16 protein-coding genes and 1 pseudogene are annotated in these 16,428 nt (G+C 75.4%); 5 read left to right on the top strand and 12 right to left on the bottom strand.

Translation table 11 applies throughout. The features are described from left to right. Positions 1 to 28: 28 nt before the first annotated feature. The 3 genes from J1M41_RS06265 to J1M41_RS06275 form a co-directional block, all read right to left on the bottom strand. Positions 29 to 1,087 (bottom strand): ABC transporter permease, encoded by a 1,059-nt coding sequence (locus tag J1M41_RS06265; protein ID WP_098094637.1) that lies wholly within the window; start codon positions 1,085 to 1,087, stop codon positions 29 to 31. Further along, positions 1,084 to 2,148: a siderophore ABC transporter substrate-binding protein gene (locus tag J1M41_RS06270; protein ID WP_102708506.1), complete on the bottom strand. Its 1,065-nt coding sequence runs from the start codon at positions 2,146 to 2,148 to the stop codon at positions 1,084 to 1,086. The genes J1M41_RS06265 and J1M41_RS06270 overlap by 4 nt, the downstream gene beginning before the upstream one ends. 170 nt (positions 2,149 to 2,318) lie before the next feature. After that, positions 2,319 to 3,578 (bottom strand): SAM-dependent methyltransferase, encoded by a 1,260-nt coding sequence (locus J1M41_RS06275; RefSeq protein WP_206451441.1) that lies wholly within the window; start codon positions 3,576 to 3,578, stop codon positions 2,319 to 2,321. Positions 3,579 to 3,679: 101 nt separating this feature from the next. Here J1M41_RS06275 and J1M41_RS06280 point away from each other — a divergent pair, with 101 nt between their 5' ends. The 5 genes from J1M41_RS06280 to J1M41_RS06300 all read left to right on the top strand — a co-directional run bounded on the left by J1M41_RS06280 (position 3,680) and on the right by J1M41_RS06300 (position 8,606). Further along, on the top strand, positions 3,680 to 4,792 hold the full coding sequence (locus tag J1M41_RS06280; RefSeq protein ID WP_342214077.1) for a glutamate--cysteine ligase: 1,113 nt from the start codon (positions 3,680 to 3,682) through the stop codon (positions 4,790 to 4,792). A gap of 82 nt (positions 4,793 to 4,874) precedes the next feature. Then, positions 4,875 to 6,050, top strand: a complete 1,176-nt coding sequence (locus tag J1M41_RS06285) for a zinc-dependent alcohol dehydrogenase (RefSeq protein WP_206451387.1) — start codon at positions 4,875 to 4,877, stop codon at positions 6,048 to 6,050. After that, entirely contained in the window at positions 6,047 to 7,078 is a 1,032-nt protein-coding gene (locus J1M41_RS06290; RefSeq protein WP_206451388.1) for an NAD-dependent epimerase/dehydratase family protein, read from the top strand. The genes J1M41_RS06285 and J1M41_RS06290 overlap by 4 nt, the downstream gene beginning before the upstream one ends. 5 nt (positions 7,079 to 7,083) lie before the next feature. Beyond that, positions 7,084 to 7,578, top strand: coding sequence for an ABC transporter substrate-binding protein (locus tag J1M41_RS06295; protein WP_206451389.1), 495 nt, complete (start codon positions 7,084 to 7,086; stop codon positions 7,576 to 7,578). Further along, positions 7,575 to 8,606 carry a cation diffusion facilitator family transporter gene (locus J1M41_RS06300; protein WP_206451390.1) on the top strand — a complete coding sequence of 344 codons (1,032 nt, stop codon included), beginning with the start codon at positions 7,575 to 7,577 and terminating at the stop codon, positions 8,604 to 8,606. The genes J1M41_RS06295 and J1M41_RS06300 overlap by 4 nt, the downstream gene beginning before the upstream one ends. Positions 8,607 to 8,614: 8 nt before the next feature. Here the strand turns inward: J1M41_RS06300 and J1M41_RS06305 are convergent, their stop codons facing one another. From J1M41_RS06305 to J1M41_RS06350, 9 genes and pseudogenes are all read right to left on the bottom strand, one after another. Then, entirely contained in the window at positions 8,615 to 9,145 is a 531-nt protein-coding gene (locus J1M41_RS06305) for a hypothetical protein (RefSeq protein WP_098094620.1), read from the bottom strand. A gap of 50 nt (positions 9,146 to 9,195) precedes the next feature. Continuing rightward, entirely contained in the window at positions 9,196 to 10,287 is a 1,092-nt protein-coding gene (tsaD, locus tag J1M41_RS06310) for a tRNA (adenosine(37)-N6)-threonylcarbamoyltransferase complex transferase subunit TsaD (RefSeq protein ID WP_049146665.1), read from the bottom strand. A gap of 26 nt (positions 10,288 to 10,313) precedes the next feature. Continuing rightward, positions 10,314 to 10,901: a GNAT family N-acetyltransferase gene (locus tag J1M41_RS06315; RefSeq protein WP_049146663.1), complete on the bottom strand. Its 588-nt coding sequence runs from the start codon at positions 10,899 to 10,901 to the stop codon at positions 10,314 to 10,316. After that, a complete protein-coding gene (tsaB, locus tag J1M41_RS06320; protein WP_036315870.1) occupies positions 10,898 to 11,569 on the bottom strand; it encodes a tRNA (adenosine(37)-N6)-threonylcarbamoyltransferase complex dimerization subunit type 1 TsaB in 672 nt (223 codons plus the stop codon). The genes J1M41_RS06315 and tsaB overlap by 4 nt, the downstream gene beginning before the upstream one ends. Positions 11,570 to 11,579: 10 nt before the next feature. Further along, positions 11,580 to 12,206, bottom strand: coding sequence for a tRNA (adenosine(37)-N6)-threonylcarbamoyltransferase complex ATPase subunit type 1 TsaE (gene tsaE, locus J1M41_RS06325; protein ID WP_036315863.1), 627 nt, complete (start codon positions 12,204 to 12,206; stop codon positions 11,580 to 11,582). Next, positions 12,203 to 13,408, bottom strand: a complete 1,206-nt coding sequence (gene alr, locus J1M41_RS06330) for an alanine racemase (RefSeq protein WP_098094617.1) — start codon at positions 13,406 to 13,408, stop codon at positions 12,203 to 12,205. The genes tsaE and alr overlap by 4 nt, the downstream gene beginning before the upstream one ends. After that, positions 13,405 to 14,982, bottom strand: coding sequence for an NAD(P)H-hydrate dehydratase (locus J1M41_RS06335; RefSeq protein WP_206451391.1), 1,578 nt, complete (start codon positions 14,980 to 14,982; stop codon positions 13,405 to 13,407). The genes alr and J1M41_RS06335 overlap by 4 nt, the downstream gene beginning before the upstream one ends. Next, a complete protein-coding gene (locus J1M41_RS06340; protein WP_098094612.1) occupies positions 14,979 to 15,359 on the bottom strand; it encodes a holo-ACP synthase in 381 nt (126 codons plus the stop codon). The genes J1M41_RS06335 and J1M41_RS06340 overlap by 4 nt, the downstream gene beginning before the upstream one ends. Before the next feature lie 461 nt (positions 15,360 to 15,820). After that, a pseudogene (locus tag J1M41_RS06350) lies at positions 15,821 to 16,428 on the bottom strand (glycogen debranching enzyme GlgX); the annotation flags it as partial.

The following is a 16,428-nucleotide window of genomic DNA, read 5'->3' on the forward strand; positions in this document are numbered from 1 at the left end:
GATGCGACCCGGGGCGGGCGCGAGCGGCTCAACCATGCTTGGCCTGCCTCAGCAGCAGGGCGAGGAACACGATCGCGCCCACGAGGCCCAGGATCAGCGAGATGGGCACCTCGAACGGGGCGATCACGGTGCGCCCGATCAGGTCGCAGACGATCACGATCCACACGCCGACCATGACCACCCAGGGCAGGTTCGTGCGCAGGTTGTCGCCACGGACCATGGACACGAGGTTGGGGACCACGAGCCCCAGGAACGGGAGGGCCCCGATCACCACGGTGACCACCCCGGTGGCCACGGCCACCATGGCCACGCCGGTGAGGATCACGGCGTCGTAGTTGAGGCCGACGTTCGTGGCGACGTCCTTGCCGAGGCCGGCCACGGTGAAGCGGTCCGCGATGACGAAGACCGCCACGCACACGATCAGCACGAGGAAGAGCAGCTCATACCGGCCGCGGACCACGGAGGTGAACGAGCCCGCGAACCACGCGCCCACCTGCTGCAGCATGTCCGTCTGGAGGGCGAGGAACGTCGAGGCGGCGCCCACGACGGCGCCGAGCATGATGCCCACGATCGGCACGATGAGGGAGGACTGCAGGCGCACACGCCGCAGGAAGAGGAAGAACACGAGGGTGCCGACGAAGGCGAAGAGGATGGCCCCGGCCATCCGGGTCACCAGGCCCGCCCCCGGCACGAGCACCATGGTCACCAACAAGCCGAGACCGGCCCACTCGGTGGTGCCCGTGGTGCTGGGCTCCACGAAGCGGTTCTGCGTCATGAGCTGCATGATCAGCCCGCACATCGCCATCGAGGCGCCGGCCAGCACGAGGGCGACCGTGCGCGGCACGCGCGTGATGGCGAACATCTCGCGTCCGCCCTCCGCGCCGACGTCGTACACGCCCACGAACAGCGAGACCACGACGAGGACCGCGGTCACCACGATGCCGGCCAGCAGCGGCCAAGTGCGCTGCCAGCGGGTGCGCTCGGGCCGCAGGACGGCGGGCGGGACCCAGCACACGCGGTCGCCCCGCCCCGGCTCCTCGAGCCGGGGCGGGGCGTCGGCGACGTGGTGACGCACGTCGAGAGTCACTGCGCGCCTTCGAAGGCCTTCGCGAGGTCCTCCATGACGGTGGTGTGGTTCTGAATGTCCTCGGCGACGTAGAAGTCGGCGGGCAGGTAGACGATGTTGCCCTCCTTCACCGCGGTCACGTCCTGGAGGGCCTCGGAGCGCTCGATCAGCTCGGCGGCGGTGGCGTTCTCCTCGCCGATGGCGGCGTCGCGGTCCATGACGATCAGCCAGTCCGGGTTCGACTTCGCGATGGCCTCGACGGAGATGTCGTCGCCCTGGTGGTTGTCGGTGCCCGACTGCTCGAGGGCCGGGGTCAGCTCCAGCATGTCGAAGAACGGGCCGATGGCGCGACCGGTGCTGGGCGCGACGTACGACAGTTCGCCGCCCGAGGCGATGAGGCCCATGACGGTCTGCTCGGGGTCGTAGGCGTCCTTGGCGCGCTGGGTGGCGGCGTCGAAGTCGGCGATGAGCTTCTCGGCATCGGCCTCGTGGCCGGTGGCCTCGCCCAGCAGGGTGGTCAGCTCCTTCAGGCCCTCGTCCATGGGGGTCTGCGTGACGTCGAAGTCCGTGTCCACGACGGCGGCGTCGCCGGTCAGCTCGTCGATCTCGGCCTTGCGCTCGTTGAACCGCTGGCCGTTGAACACGACGTCCGGCTCGGCGGTGACGAACAGCTCCATGTCCGGCTCCCGGTGGTTGCCGATGTCGGCGACCGAGTCGTCCTGGAGGTAGGAGGGCCCGCCCTCGCCCTTGTACATGATCTGCTTCGGCGCGGCCGACAGCTCGACGCCCCAGTCGTCCAGCGTGCGGAAGGTGCGGTTGTCCGTGGCGATGACGGAGTCGACCTCCTCCGGCAGGGTGACCTCGGCGCCGGACATGTCGGTGACGGTGACCCCGGCCGCGATGCCGCCCGAGGCGGCCGAGGAGCCGCCGGCGGCGCTCGCGGAGGCCGAGGACTCGCCGGAGGCGCTCGCGGAGGACGAGCCCGTGGCCGCGCCGCCGGCGGAGCAGCCGACGAGGGCGAGGGCCGCCACCGAGGTCAGGGCGAGACGGGCGAGGCGGGGGGCGCTGACGGAACGCGGCATGGTTCTCCTTCTGGGCGGCGGGGCTGCCCCGGGATGAGCAGTCGGGGTGGTGGGCGCGCTCCCGTGGAGGTGAGCCTTGCCTCAGTCGAATACCGTACACGAGGGTGCCGTAATCCCCCAACGGGGGTTCGACGGCTCCCGCCGCCCGGGGCCCGCGGCCTCGAGCCCCGTCAGTCCAACGGCGTCACCTCGAGGGCGAACCGCGACCGACCCACGCGCGCCAGCACGAGGGTGGCGTGCCGTCCGGCCCCGCCACGCCGGCCCGGCTTCGCCCCGCCGAGGACGGCGCGACGCACCTCCTCGGGCGTCTCGCGGATGCCCCGCTTCTTCACGTCCAGCCGGCCCACCCCGGTCTCCTTCGCCCAGCGCCGCAGGGAGGCCAGGTGGAAGCCGTGCACCGCCTCGATCCGATGGGCGCGGGCCAGGCCGTCCCGCACCGGCTCGGGCGCGACGAGGTAGGCCAGGTGGGGGTCCAGCTGCCGCGTCGGCACGGGCCAGGACGCGGCCAGGTCCGTCACGAGTCCGGCCCGGATGACGGCGCCGTCCGGCTCGTGCAGGACCGCGCCGACGAGCCCCGCCATGCCCTCCTCCCCCACGGCCTCGACCTCGGGCGAGTCGCCGAAGTCCGCGCCGGAGACGAGCTGCGCCGTCGTCGTCTTCCCGCCCCGGACGGTCATGACGCGCGCCGCCCGCCGCACCCCGGGGCGGGCCGCCGCGTTGAACCACAGGGCAGCCTCCACGACGTCGCCGTCGACGCTCACCCACTCGGCCTCGGCGCCCGCCGGCACGGCCTCGTGCGGGAGCCCCGGGCCGAGCTTGACACCGACCGGGACGCCCGTCGCGGCGATGTCCGTCACGACGCTCAGGGGCGGGGAGAACGCCTCGGGGTCGAACACGCGCGCGGACCCGCCCCCGCCGACCTGACGGCGGGCGGGGTCCAGCCACACCGCGTCCGCCTCGGCGGGCACGTGGGCGCGGGCCCAGGCCACGGCGTCGCCGTGCACCACACGCGCACCGCGGAGGCCGGCGAGGTTCACCTCGGCGGCCGCGGCGACGACGGCGTCCCGCTCCACCGCCACGACGTCCAGGCCCCGGTCGGCGAAGGCGCGCGCGTCCAGGCCGAGACCGCAGCCGAGGTCGGCGACGCACCGGGCCCCCGCGGCCGCCAGCCGGTCCGCGTGCAGGCCCGCGACCAGCGGGCGGGTGGCCTGCTCCAGGCCGTCGCGGGTGAACAGCAACCGGCGCGCCTGCCGCCCGAGGCGGGCCTCCGCCCGGGACCGCAGCGCGGCCTGGGTCAGCGCGGCGGCCACGCGCTCCGGCGGATGCCCGGCCGCACGCAGGCGGGAGGAGACCGCGAGCGCGTCGGCCTCCCGGTACCCGGCGAGGGAGTCGAGGAGCGCGCGGCCCTCCGGCTCGAGGACGGGGGTCAGGGCGGTGGCGTCCGCCTCCGAGGCGGCGGCCGTGGGGCGCCATCGGCGAGGAGAACGCCACCGCCGCCGAGCTGATCGAGCGCTCCGAGGCCCTCCAGGACGTGACCGCGGTGAAGGAGGGCAACATCGTCTACCTGCCCGCCGACTTCTACGTCGCCGAGGACGACGTGAACCCGCACATGACCAGCGAGCTCCTGCAGAACACGGTGGAACTCGTCACGGGTGTGCACGAGCGCGTCGACGCCGCGACGGCGGACCTCGGCCGGATCGCCGCGCGCGTGGCCGACGCCGCGGCTGCGCGGGGCATCTCCCTGTTCTGCCAGGGCACGCACCCGTTCGCGGACGCGATCGCGCAGCCCTCGACGCCCAGTGAGCGCTACGACCGCATGCTGGATCTCACCCAGTACTGGGGTCGGCAGCTGCTGATCTTCGGCGTGCACGTGCACGTGGGCCTGGATGACGTCTCCAAGGCCATGCCGGTGGTGAACGGCCTGGTCAACCGCGTGCCGCACCTGCTCGCACTCTCGGCCTCCTCCCCCTTCTGGGCGGGCACGGACACGGGCTACCAGTCCCAGCGCACCCTCCTGTTCCAGCAGCTGCCCACGGCCGGCCTGCCGTTCCAGTTCCAGGAGTGGGAGGACTTCGAGCGCTGCGTGGCCCAGATGGAGCAGGTGGGCATGATCGCGGACGTCACCGAGTGCCGCTGGGACGTGCGGGCCGTGCCCCGCCTGGGCACGGTGGAGATGCGCGCGTGCGACGGCCTGGCCACGCTCGAGGAGATCGCCGCCGTGACCGCCTACACGCAGTGCCTCGTGGATGACCTGTCCGCGAGCCTGGAGCGCGGTGAGACGGTCGAGGTCCTGCCGCCGTGGCACGTGCAGGAGAACAAGTGGCGCGCCGCCCGGTACGGCATGGACGCCACCGTGATCGTGGACGCCCGGGGCACCCAGGTCCCGCTGGCGGAGCACCTGCCGGCGGAGATCGAGCGACTGACCCCGGTCGCCGAGCGGCTGGGCTGCGCGGCGGAGCTCGCCGGCGTCCAGGCGATGATCGACGACGGCGGCGCCGCGCGTCAGCGTCGCGTGGAGGCACAGGCCCTGGCCGGCCCGCCGGCCGCGGGTGAGGACGCGGATGACGCGGTGGCCCCGCTGCGCGCCGTCGTGCTGGACGCCGCCGCCCGCACCCGCGCGTCGCTGGACGGCCGCACCGGCTGAGCGGCCGCTCCCCCGGCGAGGTGGCGGCCCTGCCGCGTCTCCATGCTTCCCCCGGCCCGTCCGGCGCGTCTACGGTCGCACCATGCGAGCACTCACATGGCAGGGAAAGCGCAACGTCGCCGTCGAGGACGTCCCGGATCCGCGGATCCAGGAGCCGACGGACGCGATCATCGAGGTCACGTCGACCGGCATCTGCGGGTCGGACCTGCATCTGTACGAGGTCCTGGGGCCGTTCATGGACGCGGGGGACGTGATCGGTCACGAGCCGATGGGCATCGTCCGCGAGGTCGGGTCCGAGGTCACCCACATCCGGCCCGGTGACCGGGTGGTCGTGCCCTTCACCATCTCCTGCGGTCGGTGCTGGATGTGTGAGCGCGGGCTGCAGTCCCAGTGCGAGACCACCCAGGTGCGGGAGCAGGGCTCCGGCGCCGCGCTCTTCGGCTACTCTCGGCTCTACGGCTCCGTCCCGGGCGGGCAGGCCGAGCTGCTGCGCGTGCCCCATGCGGACTACGGCCCCGTGAAGGTGCCGCACACCGGCCCGGATGAGCAGTGGCTGTTCCTCTCGGACGTCGTCCCCACCGCCTGGCAGGGGGTCCAGTACGCGAACGTCCCCGACGGCGGCACGCTCGCGGTGCTCGGCCTCGGCCCCATCGGTCAGCTGGCGGCGCGCATCGGCGTGCACCTGGGGTACCGGGTGATCGGTGTCGACCCGGTCCCCGAGCGCCGCGCGATGGCGGCCCGACACGGCATCGAGGTCCTGGACGCCGACGGCGGCGAGGCCGAGGTGCTCCGCGAGCGCACCGGCGGCCGCGGCCCCGACGCGGTCCTGGACGCGGTCGGCATGGAGGCGCACGCCTCCCCGGCGGGGCATGCGGCCCACACCGCCGTGGGCCTGCTGCCCGACGCGCTCGGCCGGGCGGCCATGAAGACCGCCGGCGTCGACCGCCTGAGCGCCCTCCACACCGCGATCGACGCGGTCCGGCGCGGCGGCACGGTGTCGCTCTCCGGGGTCTACGGCGGCATGAAGGACCCGATGCCGATGCTCACTCTGTTCGACAAGCAGGTCACCCTGACGATGGGCCAGTGCAACGTCCGTCGCTGGGTGGACGACCTGCTGCCCCTGCTCGACGACCCGTCCGATCCCCTCGGCGTGCTCGACCTGGCCACGCACACCGCCCCGCTCGAGGACGCGCCCGCCCTCTATGAGACGTTCCAGAAGAAGGAGGACGGCTGCATCAAGGTGGTCCTGAAGCCGTGAGGATCGTCGTCCTGGGCGCGACGGGCAACGTCGGCACCGCTGTCCTGCACCGCCTCCAGGCCGCGGCCGAGGTGAGCTCGATCGTGGGCGTGAGCCGGCGCGGCCCGGACCGGGCCGGAGCGCCCTACGACGGCGTCGAGTGGCACCGCCTGGACGTGGCGGAGCCCACGGCGGCGGGGCGGCTGCGCGAGATCGTGGCCGGCGCCGACGCCGTTGTCGACCTGGTGTGGGTGATCCGCCCCAACCGCGACCGCGACCACCTGCGCGCCGTCAACGTGGCCGGCAACGAGCGGGTGTTCCGGGCCGTGGCCGAGGCGGGCGTGCCCCACCTGGTCTACGCGTCCTCGGTGGGCGCGTACGGGCCCGGGCCGAAGGGCCGCGCCGTGCCCGAGTCCCATCCCACCACCGGGGTCCCCACCTCGCACTACGCCGCGCAGAAGGCCGAGGTCGAGTCGATCCTCGACCGCGTGCAGGCCGAGCACCCTGAGCTGCTCGTGACCCGGCTGCGCCCCGGGCTGATCTTCCAGTCCGCCGCCGGGCCCGAGATCAAGGACTACTTCCTGGGCGACCTCGTCCCCGCCCGGCTGGTCGCCCGCCTGCGCACTCCGGTGCTTCCGTTCCCGCGGGGCCTGCGATTCCAGGCGCTCACGGCCCAGGACGTGGCGGACGGGTACTGGCGCGTGATCGTCCACCGGGCAGGCGGCGCCTTCAATGTGGCCGCCGACCCCGTGCTGGACGCGCACACCATGGGCACCGTCCTCGGGGCGCGCCGCATCCTGGAGCTGCCCGTGGGCCTGTTCCGCGCGGCCGCGGCGCTGAGCTACCGGGCACGGCTGCAGCCCACCGACCCGGGGTGGGTGGACATGGCCGCAGCGGTGCCCATCATGGACACCACGGCCCTGCGCGCCGCGACCGGTTGGTCCGAGACCACCGACGCCCGGGAGGCGGTCCGCCTCGTGCTCGACCATCTCGACGGCGCCGAAGGCCTCGGCAACGCCGGGCACCGCTCGCACTCGCCCACGGAATGAGGACGATGACCATCACCCGCCGGGCCGCCCTGGCGGGCCTGCTCGGGGGCGCCGCCCTCGGGTTCACCGCCTGCACCTCCTCCGGCTACCCCGCCGACCCGGACGGCACCCTGGACCGCGTCACGGGCGGGGTGCTGCGCGCCGGCGTCGTGCACCACCCGCCCCACGTGGACGCCTCGGGCGCCGAGCCCGTCGGCCCCGAGCCCGACCTGATCCGCGGCTTCGCGGCGGCGCACGACGCACGCGTCGAGTGGACCGTGGCCGGGGAGGAGGCGCTCATGACCGCGCTGGAGAAGGGCGACATGGACCTGGTGGCCGGCGGCCTGACCTCGGCGTCCCCGTGGACGTCGCACGCGAGCATCACCCGCGACTACGCCGAGGCGGAGGGCCCGGACGGCGAGCCGGTGAAGCTCGTGATGGCCGTGCCCCTGGGTGAGAATCAGATGCTCAAGGCCCTCGAGGCGTACTTCGACCAGCGCGCAGCGGAGGAGGCCCGATGACGCGGCGGGACACCCGGGAGACGGGGCCGAGCGGGCGCCGGTTCGGCGCCACGGAGCTGCCCCCGGAGATCGAGCGCGTGGTCCAGCAGGCCAAGCGGCTCGAATGGGCGACGCTGGGGGTGATCGTGGTCACGATCGTCCTCGTGGCGATCGTGATGGGCTCCTCGCAGGCCATGCGGGCCGCGTGGATCGAGGACCTGCTCTCCCTGATCCCACCGATCGTGTTCCTCGTCGCCCTGCGCGTGGCCCGCATGGCCCCGACGCGGGCCCGGCCCTACGGCTCTCACCGGTCCGTCGGGGTGGGGCACCTCGTGGCCGCCGTCGCCCTGTCCGTGATGGGCGTGGTCCTCGTCGGCGACTCCGTGCTGGGCCTGGTGACGGCGGAGCACCCGCCCATCGGCACGTTCGACCTGTTCGGGCACACCGTGTGGCAGGGCTGGTTCATGATGGCCGTGATGGCCCTGTCCGTGCCCGGGCCCATGATCCTCGGCCACAAGAAGCTCACGCTGGCCGAGCAGCTCCACGACCGCGTGCTGTACGCGGACGCGGACATGAACAAGGCGGACTGGCAGACGGGCGTGGCGACCATCGTCGGCGTGGCCGGCATCGGCCTGGGCTGGTGGTGGGCGGACTCCGCTGCGGCGATCTTCGTGGGCGTGAGCATCGTGCTGGACGGCTGGAAGAACCTCAAGGAGGCCGTCACGAACCTGGCGGATCGCCGCGCCGCCACGATCGACGGCGCCCGGCCGCACCCGCTCATCGACCGTGCTGAGCGGGTCGCCTGGGCGGAGCCGTGGGTGCGCCATGCGGGCGCCCGCGTCCGGGATGAGGGCCACGTGTTCCACGTGGAGATGTTCGTGGTGCCGCACGAGGGGGCGGACGTGACGGTGGGCCGCTGCTGCGCGCTGCGGGACGCGATCGCCGCCCTGGACTGGAAGCTGCAGGACGTCGTCGTCGCCCCGGTGGACGAGCTGCCTGCCGAGGTGCACGGTGGCCGGTCCGGGGAGCATCAGACGGGCGAGGAGTAGCCCGGGCCTCAGCCGTTGAGGAACCGTCCCTCGAGGGTGGCGGAGGTGATGCGCTGGATCTCGCGCTGCTGGTCGGCGGCCCTCTGGCGCAGGGCGTGCATCTCGGCGGCGTCGACCGCCGGCAGCTGCGGCGCGAGCTGTTCGAGGACGTGCCACATCGCGGACTTGGCCTGGAGCATGCCCTGCAGCAGGTCCAGTTCGATCTGCGTCCAGCCGGAGCCGCGCGTGCGCAGCGCGTTCACGGGGTTGAGTCGTCCGCCGACCTCGGCCGCCGCGCCGGCGGCCCGGTCCACGAGGGGGGTGCGGAGACCCAGCTCGCCGATGAGCGCCTCGAGGCGGTCCTGGTCGTCCTGGACGGCGTCGCCGAGGCGGCGCAGCGCGGCCTCCTGCGGGGTGCCGGCCCAGGTCTGCTCGGCGGCGCGGAACGCCTTCACGCCCGAGCGGGAGCCGAGCAGGTGCTGATTGAGGAAGTCCTCCAGCATCTGCTCGTCCACGGCGGCGGAGGTGGACTCGGGGCGGGGGTGCTCATGGCCGGTCATGGGCCCTGTCTACGGAACGTGTGGGCGTGGCGGCAAGGGGCCGGGCGCGCTCAGACGCTGACGACCTCGACCGGCTGTCCCGGGTCCGCGCCGAACCACGCGTCGGAGGGGGCGACGCCGTCGCGCACCAGGCGTGCGCCGAGCGCGGCGACCATCGCCCCGTTGTCGGTGCACAGGTTCACGGGCGGGACGGTCAGCTCGATGCCCGCGGAGCGGCACCGGTCGGCGAGCAGGGCGCGCAGGCGCGAGTTCGCCGCGACGCCGCCGCCGAGCATCAGGTGGGTGAGCCCGTGCTCGCGGCAGGCGCGGACGGCCTTGGCGGTGATCACGTCCGCGACGGCCTCCTGGAAGGAGGCGGCGATGTCCGCGCGCGGCACCTCGAGCCCGCGGGCCTCGAACTGCTCCACGGCGCGGGAGACGGCGGTCTTCAGCCCGGAGAAGGACCAGTCGTGCCGGTGCGGGCCGGGCTCCTCGGCGCTGCCGACGAACTTGCCCGCGGTGAGCCCGCGCGGGAAGCGGAAGGCCCTCGGATCGCCCTGGGCGGCGAGCCGGTCGATCACGGGGCCCCCGGGGTAGCCCGCCCCGATGAGCCGGGCGACCTTGTCGTACGCCTCGCCGGCCGCGTCGTCGATGGTCGAGCCCAGCAGTTCCACCTCGGAGCTGATCCGGCCCACGCGCAGGATCTCGGTGTGCCCGCCGGAGACGAGCAGCGCACCCAGGTCCGCGGGCAGGTCGTCCCACTGCGCGGGCCGCACGCCGTCCAGCATGCCGACGCCCACGTGCGCCACGAGGTGGTTGATGCCGTAGAGGGGCGTGCCGAGGGCCGTGGCGAGCGCCTTCGCCCCCGCGACCCCCACCATGAGCGCGCCCGCCAGACCCGGACCGGAGGTGACGGCGATCGCGTCGAGGTCCTCGAGGGTGACGTCGGCGGCGTCCAGGGCGCGGCGGATCGTGGGCACGAGGGCCTCGAGGTGCGCGCGGGCGGCGATCTCCGGGATCACGCCGCCGAAGCGCACGTGCTCCTCCACGGAGGAGGCGACCTCGTGGGCCAGCAGGGCGGTGCCGCGGACGACGCCGACGCCGGTCTCGTCGCAGGAGGACTCGATGCCGAGCACGAGGGGGGCTGCGGTGGCGGTGGGCATGGGCTCCAGTCTAGTGAGCGGCCCGGTCACAGGGCCTTGCGCATGATCACGGCGTCCTCGCCGCCCGGGTAGTAGCGGCGGCGCACGTGCAGCTCCTCGAATCCGTGGCGCACGTAGAGGCGCCGGGCGGCGGCGTTGGAGGCCCGGACCTCGAGCATGAGGGCGCTCGCGCCGCGCACCGTGGCCTCCGCGGCCATCCAGCGCAGCTGGGCCGCGCCGATCCCCCTTCCCTGCGCCGCGGCGACGGTGCCCACGGTCTGCACGTCGGCGACGTCGCCGACCACCATGATCCCGCCGTAGCCGACGATCTCGCCGGGGGCGGGGCCGTCGTCGTCCGCGGAACCGGGCGCGGCCACGTCGCGGACGACCACGCGGTAGTCCCGGGTGGGCGGGCGGCCGTGCGCGTCCCGTCCGCCGGCGGGGCCGGTCTGGGCGAGCTCCTCCTCGTAGAAGTGCGCGGGCCAGGCGTCGAGCGGGAAGAGCGTGGCCTCGTGGGCGAGCACCTCGGGGACGTCCCACACGGTCATGGGGCGCAGAAGGTACCCGGGCGGCAGCCCGTGCTCATCCTCGACGGGGCGCCCGTCACTGGTCGGGGCCGGCTCGGCCGGGCTCACGCGCCCGCCCGCTTGCGGGGGCCGGGGACCTTGGCGTCGGACTCGCGCAGGTAGAGCGGCTCGGCGGGCACGAGGCCTCGGCCGCGCCGCAGGGCGAGCTCGGCCACCTGCCCCACCCCGACGGCGGACGGCGTGGCCGACTCCCAGTCCGGCACCGCGCGCAGCGCCTCGGGGTAGAGCCCGGCCCCCGCGCCGTAGACGGGCAGCGGGGTGACCTCGTCCGCCGGCGAGACGAAGGGGCCGTGCAGCAGCGTCGGCTGCCCGCCGACCTGCGCGTAATGGGCCCAGTAGACCTCGCGGCGGCGGGCGTCCGTGGCGACCACGAACTCCTCGATCCCGTGGCGGAAGGCGTCGACGCCGGCCGCGTGGGCGAGCGCGTCGAGGCTGCGGACCCCGTGCACGGGCACGTCCCACGCCAGGCCGAGGGCGGCCGCCGTCGCCAGGCCCGCGCGCAGCCCCGTGAAGGGTCCGGGGCCGACACCGACCGCGAGCGCGTCCAGCGCGGTGCCGGTGACGCCGGCCTCGCCGAGCACGGTCTGCACCGCGGGGGCGAGCACCTCGGCGTGGGCGTGGGTGTCGTCCGTGGCCCAGCGCGCGAGCTCCTCACCGTCCCGCAGGACGGCGACGGAGGCGGCGGCGGAGGAGTCGATCGCGAGGAGCAGGGCCATGGCCGCCAGTCTACGGAAGCACGACGCCGGCCCAGCGCGGGCCGCGGCCGGTCACGACGGCCGAACGCAGCTCCTCGGCCTGGCCTCCGTCCTCGTCGGAGAAGTCGGTGACGATGCCGTCCTCGCCCTCCCCCGCCGGGGCCGCGGGGGCGTCCTCACCCCCGCGGGCCCGGACGATCTCGATGTCCAGCCACGAGGCGTCCGGGTCCTCGGGGAACCCGGCGAGGGACTCGGCCATGCCCCGGCCCCACTCGACGACGGTCACGGAGCGGTCGACGCTCGCGTCCAGGTCGAGGTCCGTGAGCTCCCCCGCCGAGCGCAGCCGGTACGCGTCCACGTGCACGAGGTCCGGGGTGCCCGCCGGGGCGTCGGCCGGGGCGGGGTGGACGCGGGAGAGGACGAACGTCGGCGAGACCACGCCGGAGGCCACGCCGAATCCGCTGGCCAGCCCCTGGGTGAAGGTCGTCTTGCCCGCGCCGAGGTCGCCCGTGAGGATCAGCACGTCGCCGGCGCGGAGCACCCCGGCGAGGGCGCGGCCGAACGCCCGGGTGCCGTCGGCGCCCTCGAGCGGGACCGTCGCCGTCAGCACGGGCTCGGGCAGGGTCGCGCCGGGGGCGGGGATCGCGTGGTCGCTCATGGGCGGGCCTCCTGGGTCGGCGTGGGGTCCACGTGCTGCCGGTCCACGCGGCCCCCGATGCGGGTCACCAGCTCGTAGTTGATCGTCCCGGCGGCCGCGGCCCACTCCTCCACCGGAATGCCGGAGGCCGGTCCGAACAGCTCGACGGCGTCGCCGGGCGCGTCCGCGGCGTCCGGGCCGAGGTCCACCACGAACTGGTCCATCGCGATGCGGCCCACCACGGGGACGGCCCGGCCGCCGACGTGGACGCGCGTGCCCTCGACGACGCGCGGGACGCCGTCGGCGTAGCCGACGGGCACGAGCCCGAGCGTGGTGGGCTCCGCCGTGACGTGGCGGAACCCGTAGGACACGCCCTGCCCGGCGGGGACGGCCTTGACGTTGGCCAGGACGGTGACGAGGGACATGGCCGGGCGCAGCCCGAGCTCGGCGGCGGTGACGTCCGCGAACGGGGAGAGCCCGTACAGGCCCAGGCCGACGCGCACCATGTCCAGGTGCGTGTCCGGCCGGGCGAGGGTGGCCGGCGTGTTGGCCAGGTGCCGCAGCAGTGGGTGGCCGAGCGTCTCGGCGGCCTCGGCGGCCATCCGTTCGAACCGCAGCAGCTGCGCCGTGGTCTCGGCGGCCCGGTCCGGCTCGTCCGCCACGCCGAGGTGGGAGAACACGCCCTCCACCCGCACGAGGCCCGCGGCCTCGAGCTCGGCGGCACGCGCGACGAAGGCGGGCCACCGCTCGGGCGTGCAGCCGTGGCGGCCCAGGCCGGTGTCCGCCTTCAGGTGCAGGACCGCGCGGGCCTCGGGTCCGGCCCCGCCGCGGGCCCGCAGCCCGCGGACGGCGTCGGCGACGGCGTCGAGGTCCCAGCCCGAGACGCCGAGGGTCACCTCCGCCTCCACCGCGGCGGCGAAGTCCGTGGCCCCGGTGTGCAGCCACGCGAGCACGGGCAGGCGCACCCCCGCCGCGCGCAGGGCCAGGGCCTCGCGCACGTGGGCCACGCCGAGCCGGTCCGCGCCGGCGGCCGCGGCGGCGCGGGCGACGGCCACCGCGCCGTGGCCGTAGGCGTCGGCCTTGACGACGGCGGTCAGCAGCGGCCGGCTGCCGTCGGGGCGGCGGATCCGCTCCTGCAGCACGCCCACGTTGTGCCGGACGGCCGCCAGGTCGATGCGTACGGCGCGCTCGGTGTCCGCCGGGGCCACGTCGGCGCGGCTCATCGGACGGCCTCCGGCTCGGCGTCGTCCGGCCACCACAGGCGCGCGACGCGCGCGCCCAGCGCGGCCGGCAGCGTGGCCGTGGTGATCCGCCCGGCGCGGGCCTGGTCGGCCCCGGCCCGGGCATGCAGCCAGGCGGCGGCGGCCGCGAGCCGGGCCGTGGGCGCCGGGCCCGGATCCTCCCCGGCCCGGCGCGCCCGCGAGCGCCGCGCCACGTCCGCGGCCAGGACGGCGCCGATCGCCCCGGAGAGCACGTCGCCGGTACCGCCCATCGCGAGGTCGGGCCCGCCGCCGGTCACGACCCACGCCTCGCCGTCCGGGGCGACCACGAGGGTGCGCGGGCCCTTGAACAGGACCGTGGCGCCGTGTTCGGACGTCCACGCCCGCAGCGCGGCGAGCGGGTCGGCGGCGTCGGCACCGTCCGCGGGGACGCGCTCGCGCAGGCGGGACCACTCCCCGGCGTGCGGCGTCAGGACCACGGGCGTGCCGGCCGCGCGCAGCGACCGCAGCTCGGCGGCGGTGACCAGGTCCAGGGCCGAGGCGTCGGCGACCAGGGCCGCCTCCGGCCGCTCCTCGAGCGCGGCGAGGACGCCGGCCCAGCGCCGCCGCGCGTCGTGCTCGGTGTCCAGGCCGGGGCCGGCCACCCAGGCGTCCGCGCGCGACGGCTCGGGCCCCTCCGCCGAGACCAGCGCCTCGGGGTGGGCGGCGAGCACCAGGTCCCGGGTGGTCTGCGGCCCGGCGTGGTGCACCATGCCCGCGCCCGTGTGCAGCGCGCCCGCGCTCGCGAGCACGGCGGCCCCCGGGTAGCGCTCCGATCCGGCGACGACGGCCACCACGCCGCGCGTGTACTTGTGGGCCTCGGCCGCGGGGGCCGGGTGGGCGGTCCGTGCGGCGGCCTCGTCCATCACGCCCAGCCGCGCGGCCGGCGACGTCGGCAGGTGCGGTCCCAGCCCGATGTCCACCACGTGCACGGTGCCCGCGCGCGCCGCCCCCTCCCCGAGGACGAGACCGGACTTGAGGGCGCCGAACGTCACGGTCGTGTCCGCGCGGAGGGCCTCCCCCCGCACCTCGCCGGTGTCCGCGTCCACGCCGGAGGGCACGTCGCACGCCAGCACGAGCGCCTCCGCCGGCAGCGCGCGCGCCGCAGCGGGCAGCTCATGCTCGCCGGTGAAGCCCGTGCCGAGCACGCCGTCCACCACGAGCGCGGCCTCGGGCGGCACCGCGTCGGCGCGGCGTCCCCCGGCCGCTCGCAGCGCAGCCCAGCCCTCGGCGTGCCAGCGCGGGGCGCCGTCGTCGTCCCGGCGGACGGGCACGGCGACCGCGGCCACGCCCCGGCCGCGCAGGAAGGCGAGGGCGAACAGCGCGTCCCCGCCGTTGTTGCCGGGCCCGACGAGGGCGGCCACGGTCGCCCCGGCCACCGGGCCGCGCTCACGCAGCAGGGCGGCGGCGTGCTCGGCCAGGGTCCAGGCGGCGGCGCGCATCAGCTCCGGGCCGCGCCCGGCCGCGAGCAGGGGCTCCTCGGCCGTGCGCACGGCCGAGCCGGTCACGGCGATGCGGGTCAGGTCATCGGCGGTCATGCGGACTCCTCCTCGGCCGCGCGGCGTTCGGCGACCACGTAGGCGGTGGCGACGTCCCCGTCATGACTGAGGGAGAGGTGCCAGTGGGTGATGCCCAGGGCCTCGGCCCGGGCCTGCACGGTGCCGGTCAGGTGCACGGTGGGGCGGCCGTCGCCGTGGTCCGGGCGCGGGATCCAGCAGTGGTGCCACATCATCCCGGGCGGGGCGCCCATGGCCTTGGCGACCGCCTCCTTGGCGGCGAAGCGCGCGGCCAGCGAGCGCAGCGGCAGGTCCCGCTCGTCCTCGGTGAACAGGCGTGCGCGCAGCGCCGGCGTGCGCTCGAGCTGCGCCCGGAACCGCGGGACGTCCACCACGTCCACCCCCACGCCGACGATCAGCCGCGCACGCTCCACGTGCTGGTGGAAGGTGAGCACGCCCAGGTGGTGCAGGCCCAGCTCGCCCATGCGGTCGGCCGCGTGGATGACCTCGCCCTGGGTGGTCACCGGATCGGGCGCGAAGCACTCGACGGTGACGCCGGCCAGCCGCGGGTCGCGCTCCTCCGGGCCGCCGCACAGCTTCTCGTGCCCGTCCGGCCCCAGGTACGCGGAGACGAAGAGCCGGTCGGTGAGGCCGGACGCGGCGAGCTCGATCGCGGCGTCGTAGACGCGGGGCTGGCTGTAGAGGACGAGGAGGGCGTCCACACGCGGTGCGTCGTCCGGGTGCGGGTCCGTCACGGCGTGCGTGGCCCACCCCGCGCCGAAGGCCAGTGCCAGCGCCGCCAGGGTGGCCACGGTGGCGCAGAGGGCCCGCGCCCACCGCGGCAGGCCACGGCGGACGCGCCCCCGGTCGACCCGCTCGTTCATGCGCCCTCGGGCACCTGCCGCAGCACGACGGTGGAGCGGGCCGGGAGCTCAAGCACGTCCCCGGCACGCACGCGGGGGCGGGTGCCGTCCGGGGCGACGTGGGACGAGGTGTCCACGACGACCTCCCACTCCGCCGGGAACGTGGGCCCGGGCAGGGTGTACGGCACGGGCTCCCACCACGCGTTCATGAGGACGTAGAAGTCCCGGTAGGGCTCCTCCCCTTCCTCGTCCCCGCGGGTGAGCATGTGCCCGTTGAGGTAGAAGCCGATCGACCGGGCCTCGGCGCCCCAGTCGTCCTCCGTCTTGGCGGTCGCGTCCGGCTCGAGCCACACGATGTCCGGCAGGGGCGCCTCGACGTCGCGGGCCGCGGGGCGACCGTCGAAGTGGTGGCGACGGCGGAACACCGCGTGGTCACGGCGCAGCGCGATCAGGTCGCGGGTGAACGCCACGAGCGAGTCGTCCATGGCGGACCAGTCGATCCACGAGATCTCGTTGTCCTGGCAGTAGACGTTGTTGTTGCCGCCCTGGGTGCGGCCCAGCTCGTCGCCGTGGCTGATCATGGGCACGCCCTGGCTGATCAGCAGGGTGGCCAGGAAGTTGCGGC

Origin of the sequence: Micrococcus sp. KRD096 (assembly GCF_017168495.1) — a bacterium.
Classification (GTDB): domain Bacteria; phylum Actinomycetota; class Actinomycetes; order Actinomycetales; family Micrococcaceae; genus Micrococcus; species Micrococcus luteus.

Bases quoted from the DNA above. Each gene is read 5' to 3' on its own strand.
- J1M41_RS06270 (WP_102708506.1), bottom strand. From the start codon at position 2,148: ATGCCGCGTTCCGTCAGCGCCCCCCGCCTCGCCCGTCTCGCCCTGACC.
- J1M41_RS06285 (WP_206451387.1), top strand. From the start codon at position 4,875: ATGCGAGCACTCACATGGCAGGGAAAGCGCAACGTCGCCGTCGAGGAC.
- J1M41_RS06295 (WP_206451389.1), top strand. From the start codon at position 7,084: ATGACCATCACCCGCCGGGCCGCCCTGGCGGGCCTGCTCGGGGGCGCC.
- J1M41_RS06300 (WP_206451390.1), top strand. From the start codon at position 7,575: ATGACGCGGCGGGACACCCGGGAGACGGGGCCGAGCGGGCGCCGGTTC.
- J1M41_RS06305 (WP_098094620.1), bottom strand. From the start codon at position 9,145: ATGACCGGCCATGAGCACCCCCGCCCCGAGTCCACCTCCGCCGCCGTG.
- tsaD (WP_049146665.1), bottom strand. From the start codon at position 10,287: ATGCCCACCGCCACCGCAGCCCCCCTCGTGCTCGGCATCGAGTCCTCC.
- tsaB (WP_036315870.1), bottom strand. From the start codon at position 11,569: ATGGCCCTGCTCCTCGCGATCGACTCCTCCGCCGCCGCCTCCGTCGCC.
- tsaE (WP_036315863.1), bottom strand. From the start codon at position 12,206: ATGAGCGACCACGCGATCCCCGCCCCCGGCGCGACCCTGCCCGAGCCC.
- alr (WP_098094617.1), bottom strand. From the start codon at position 13,408: ATGAGCCGCGCCGACGTGGCCCCGGCGGACACCGAGCGCGCCGTACGC.
- J1M41_RS06335 (WP_206451391.1), bottom strand. From the start codon at position 14,982: ATGACCGCCGATGACCTGACCCGCATCGCCGTGACCGGCTCGGCCGTG.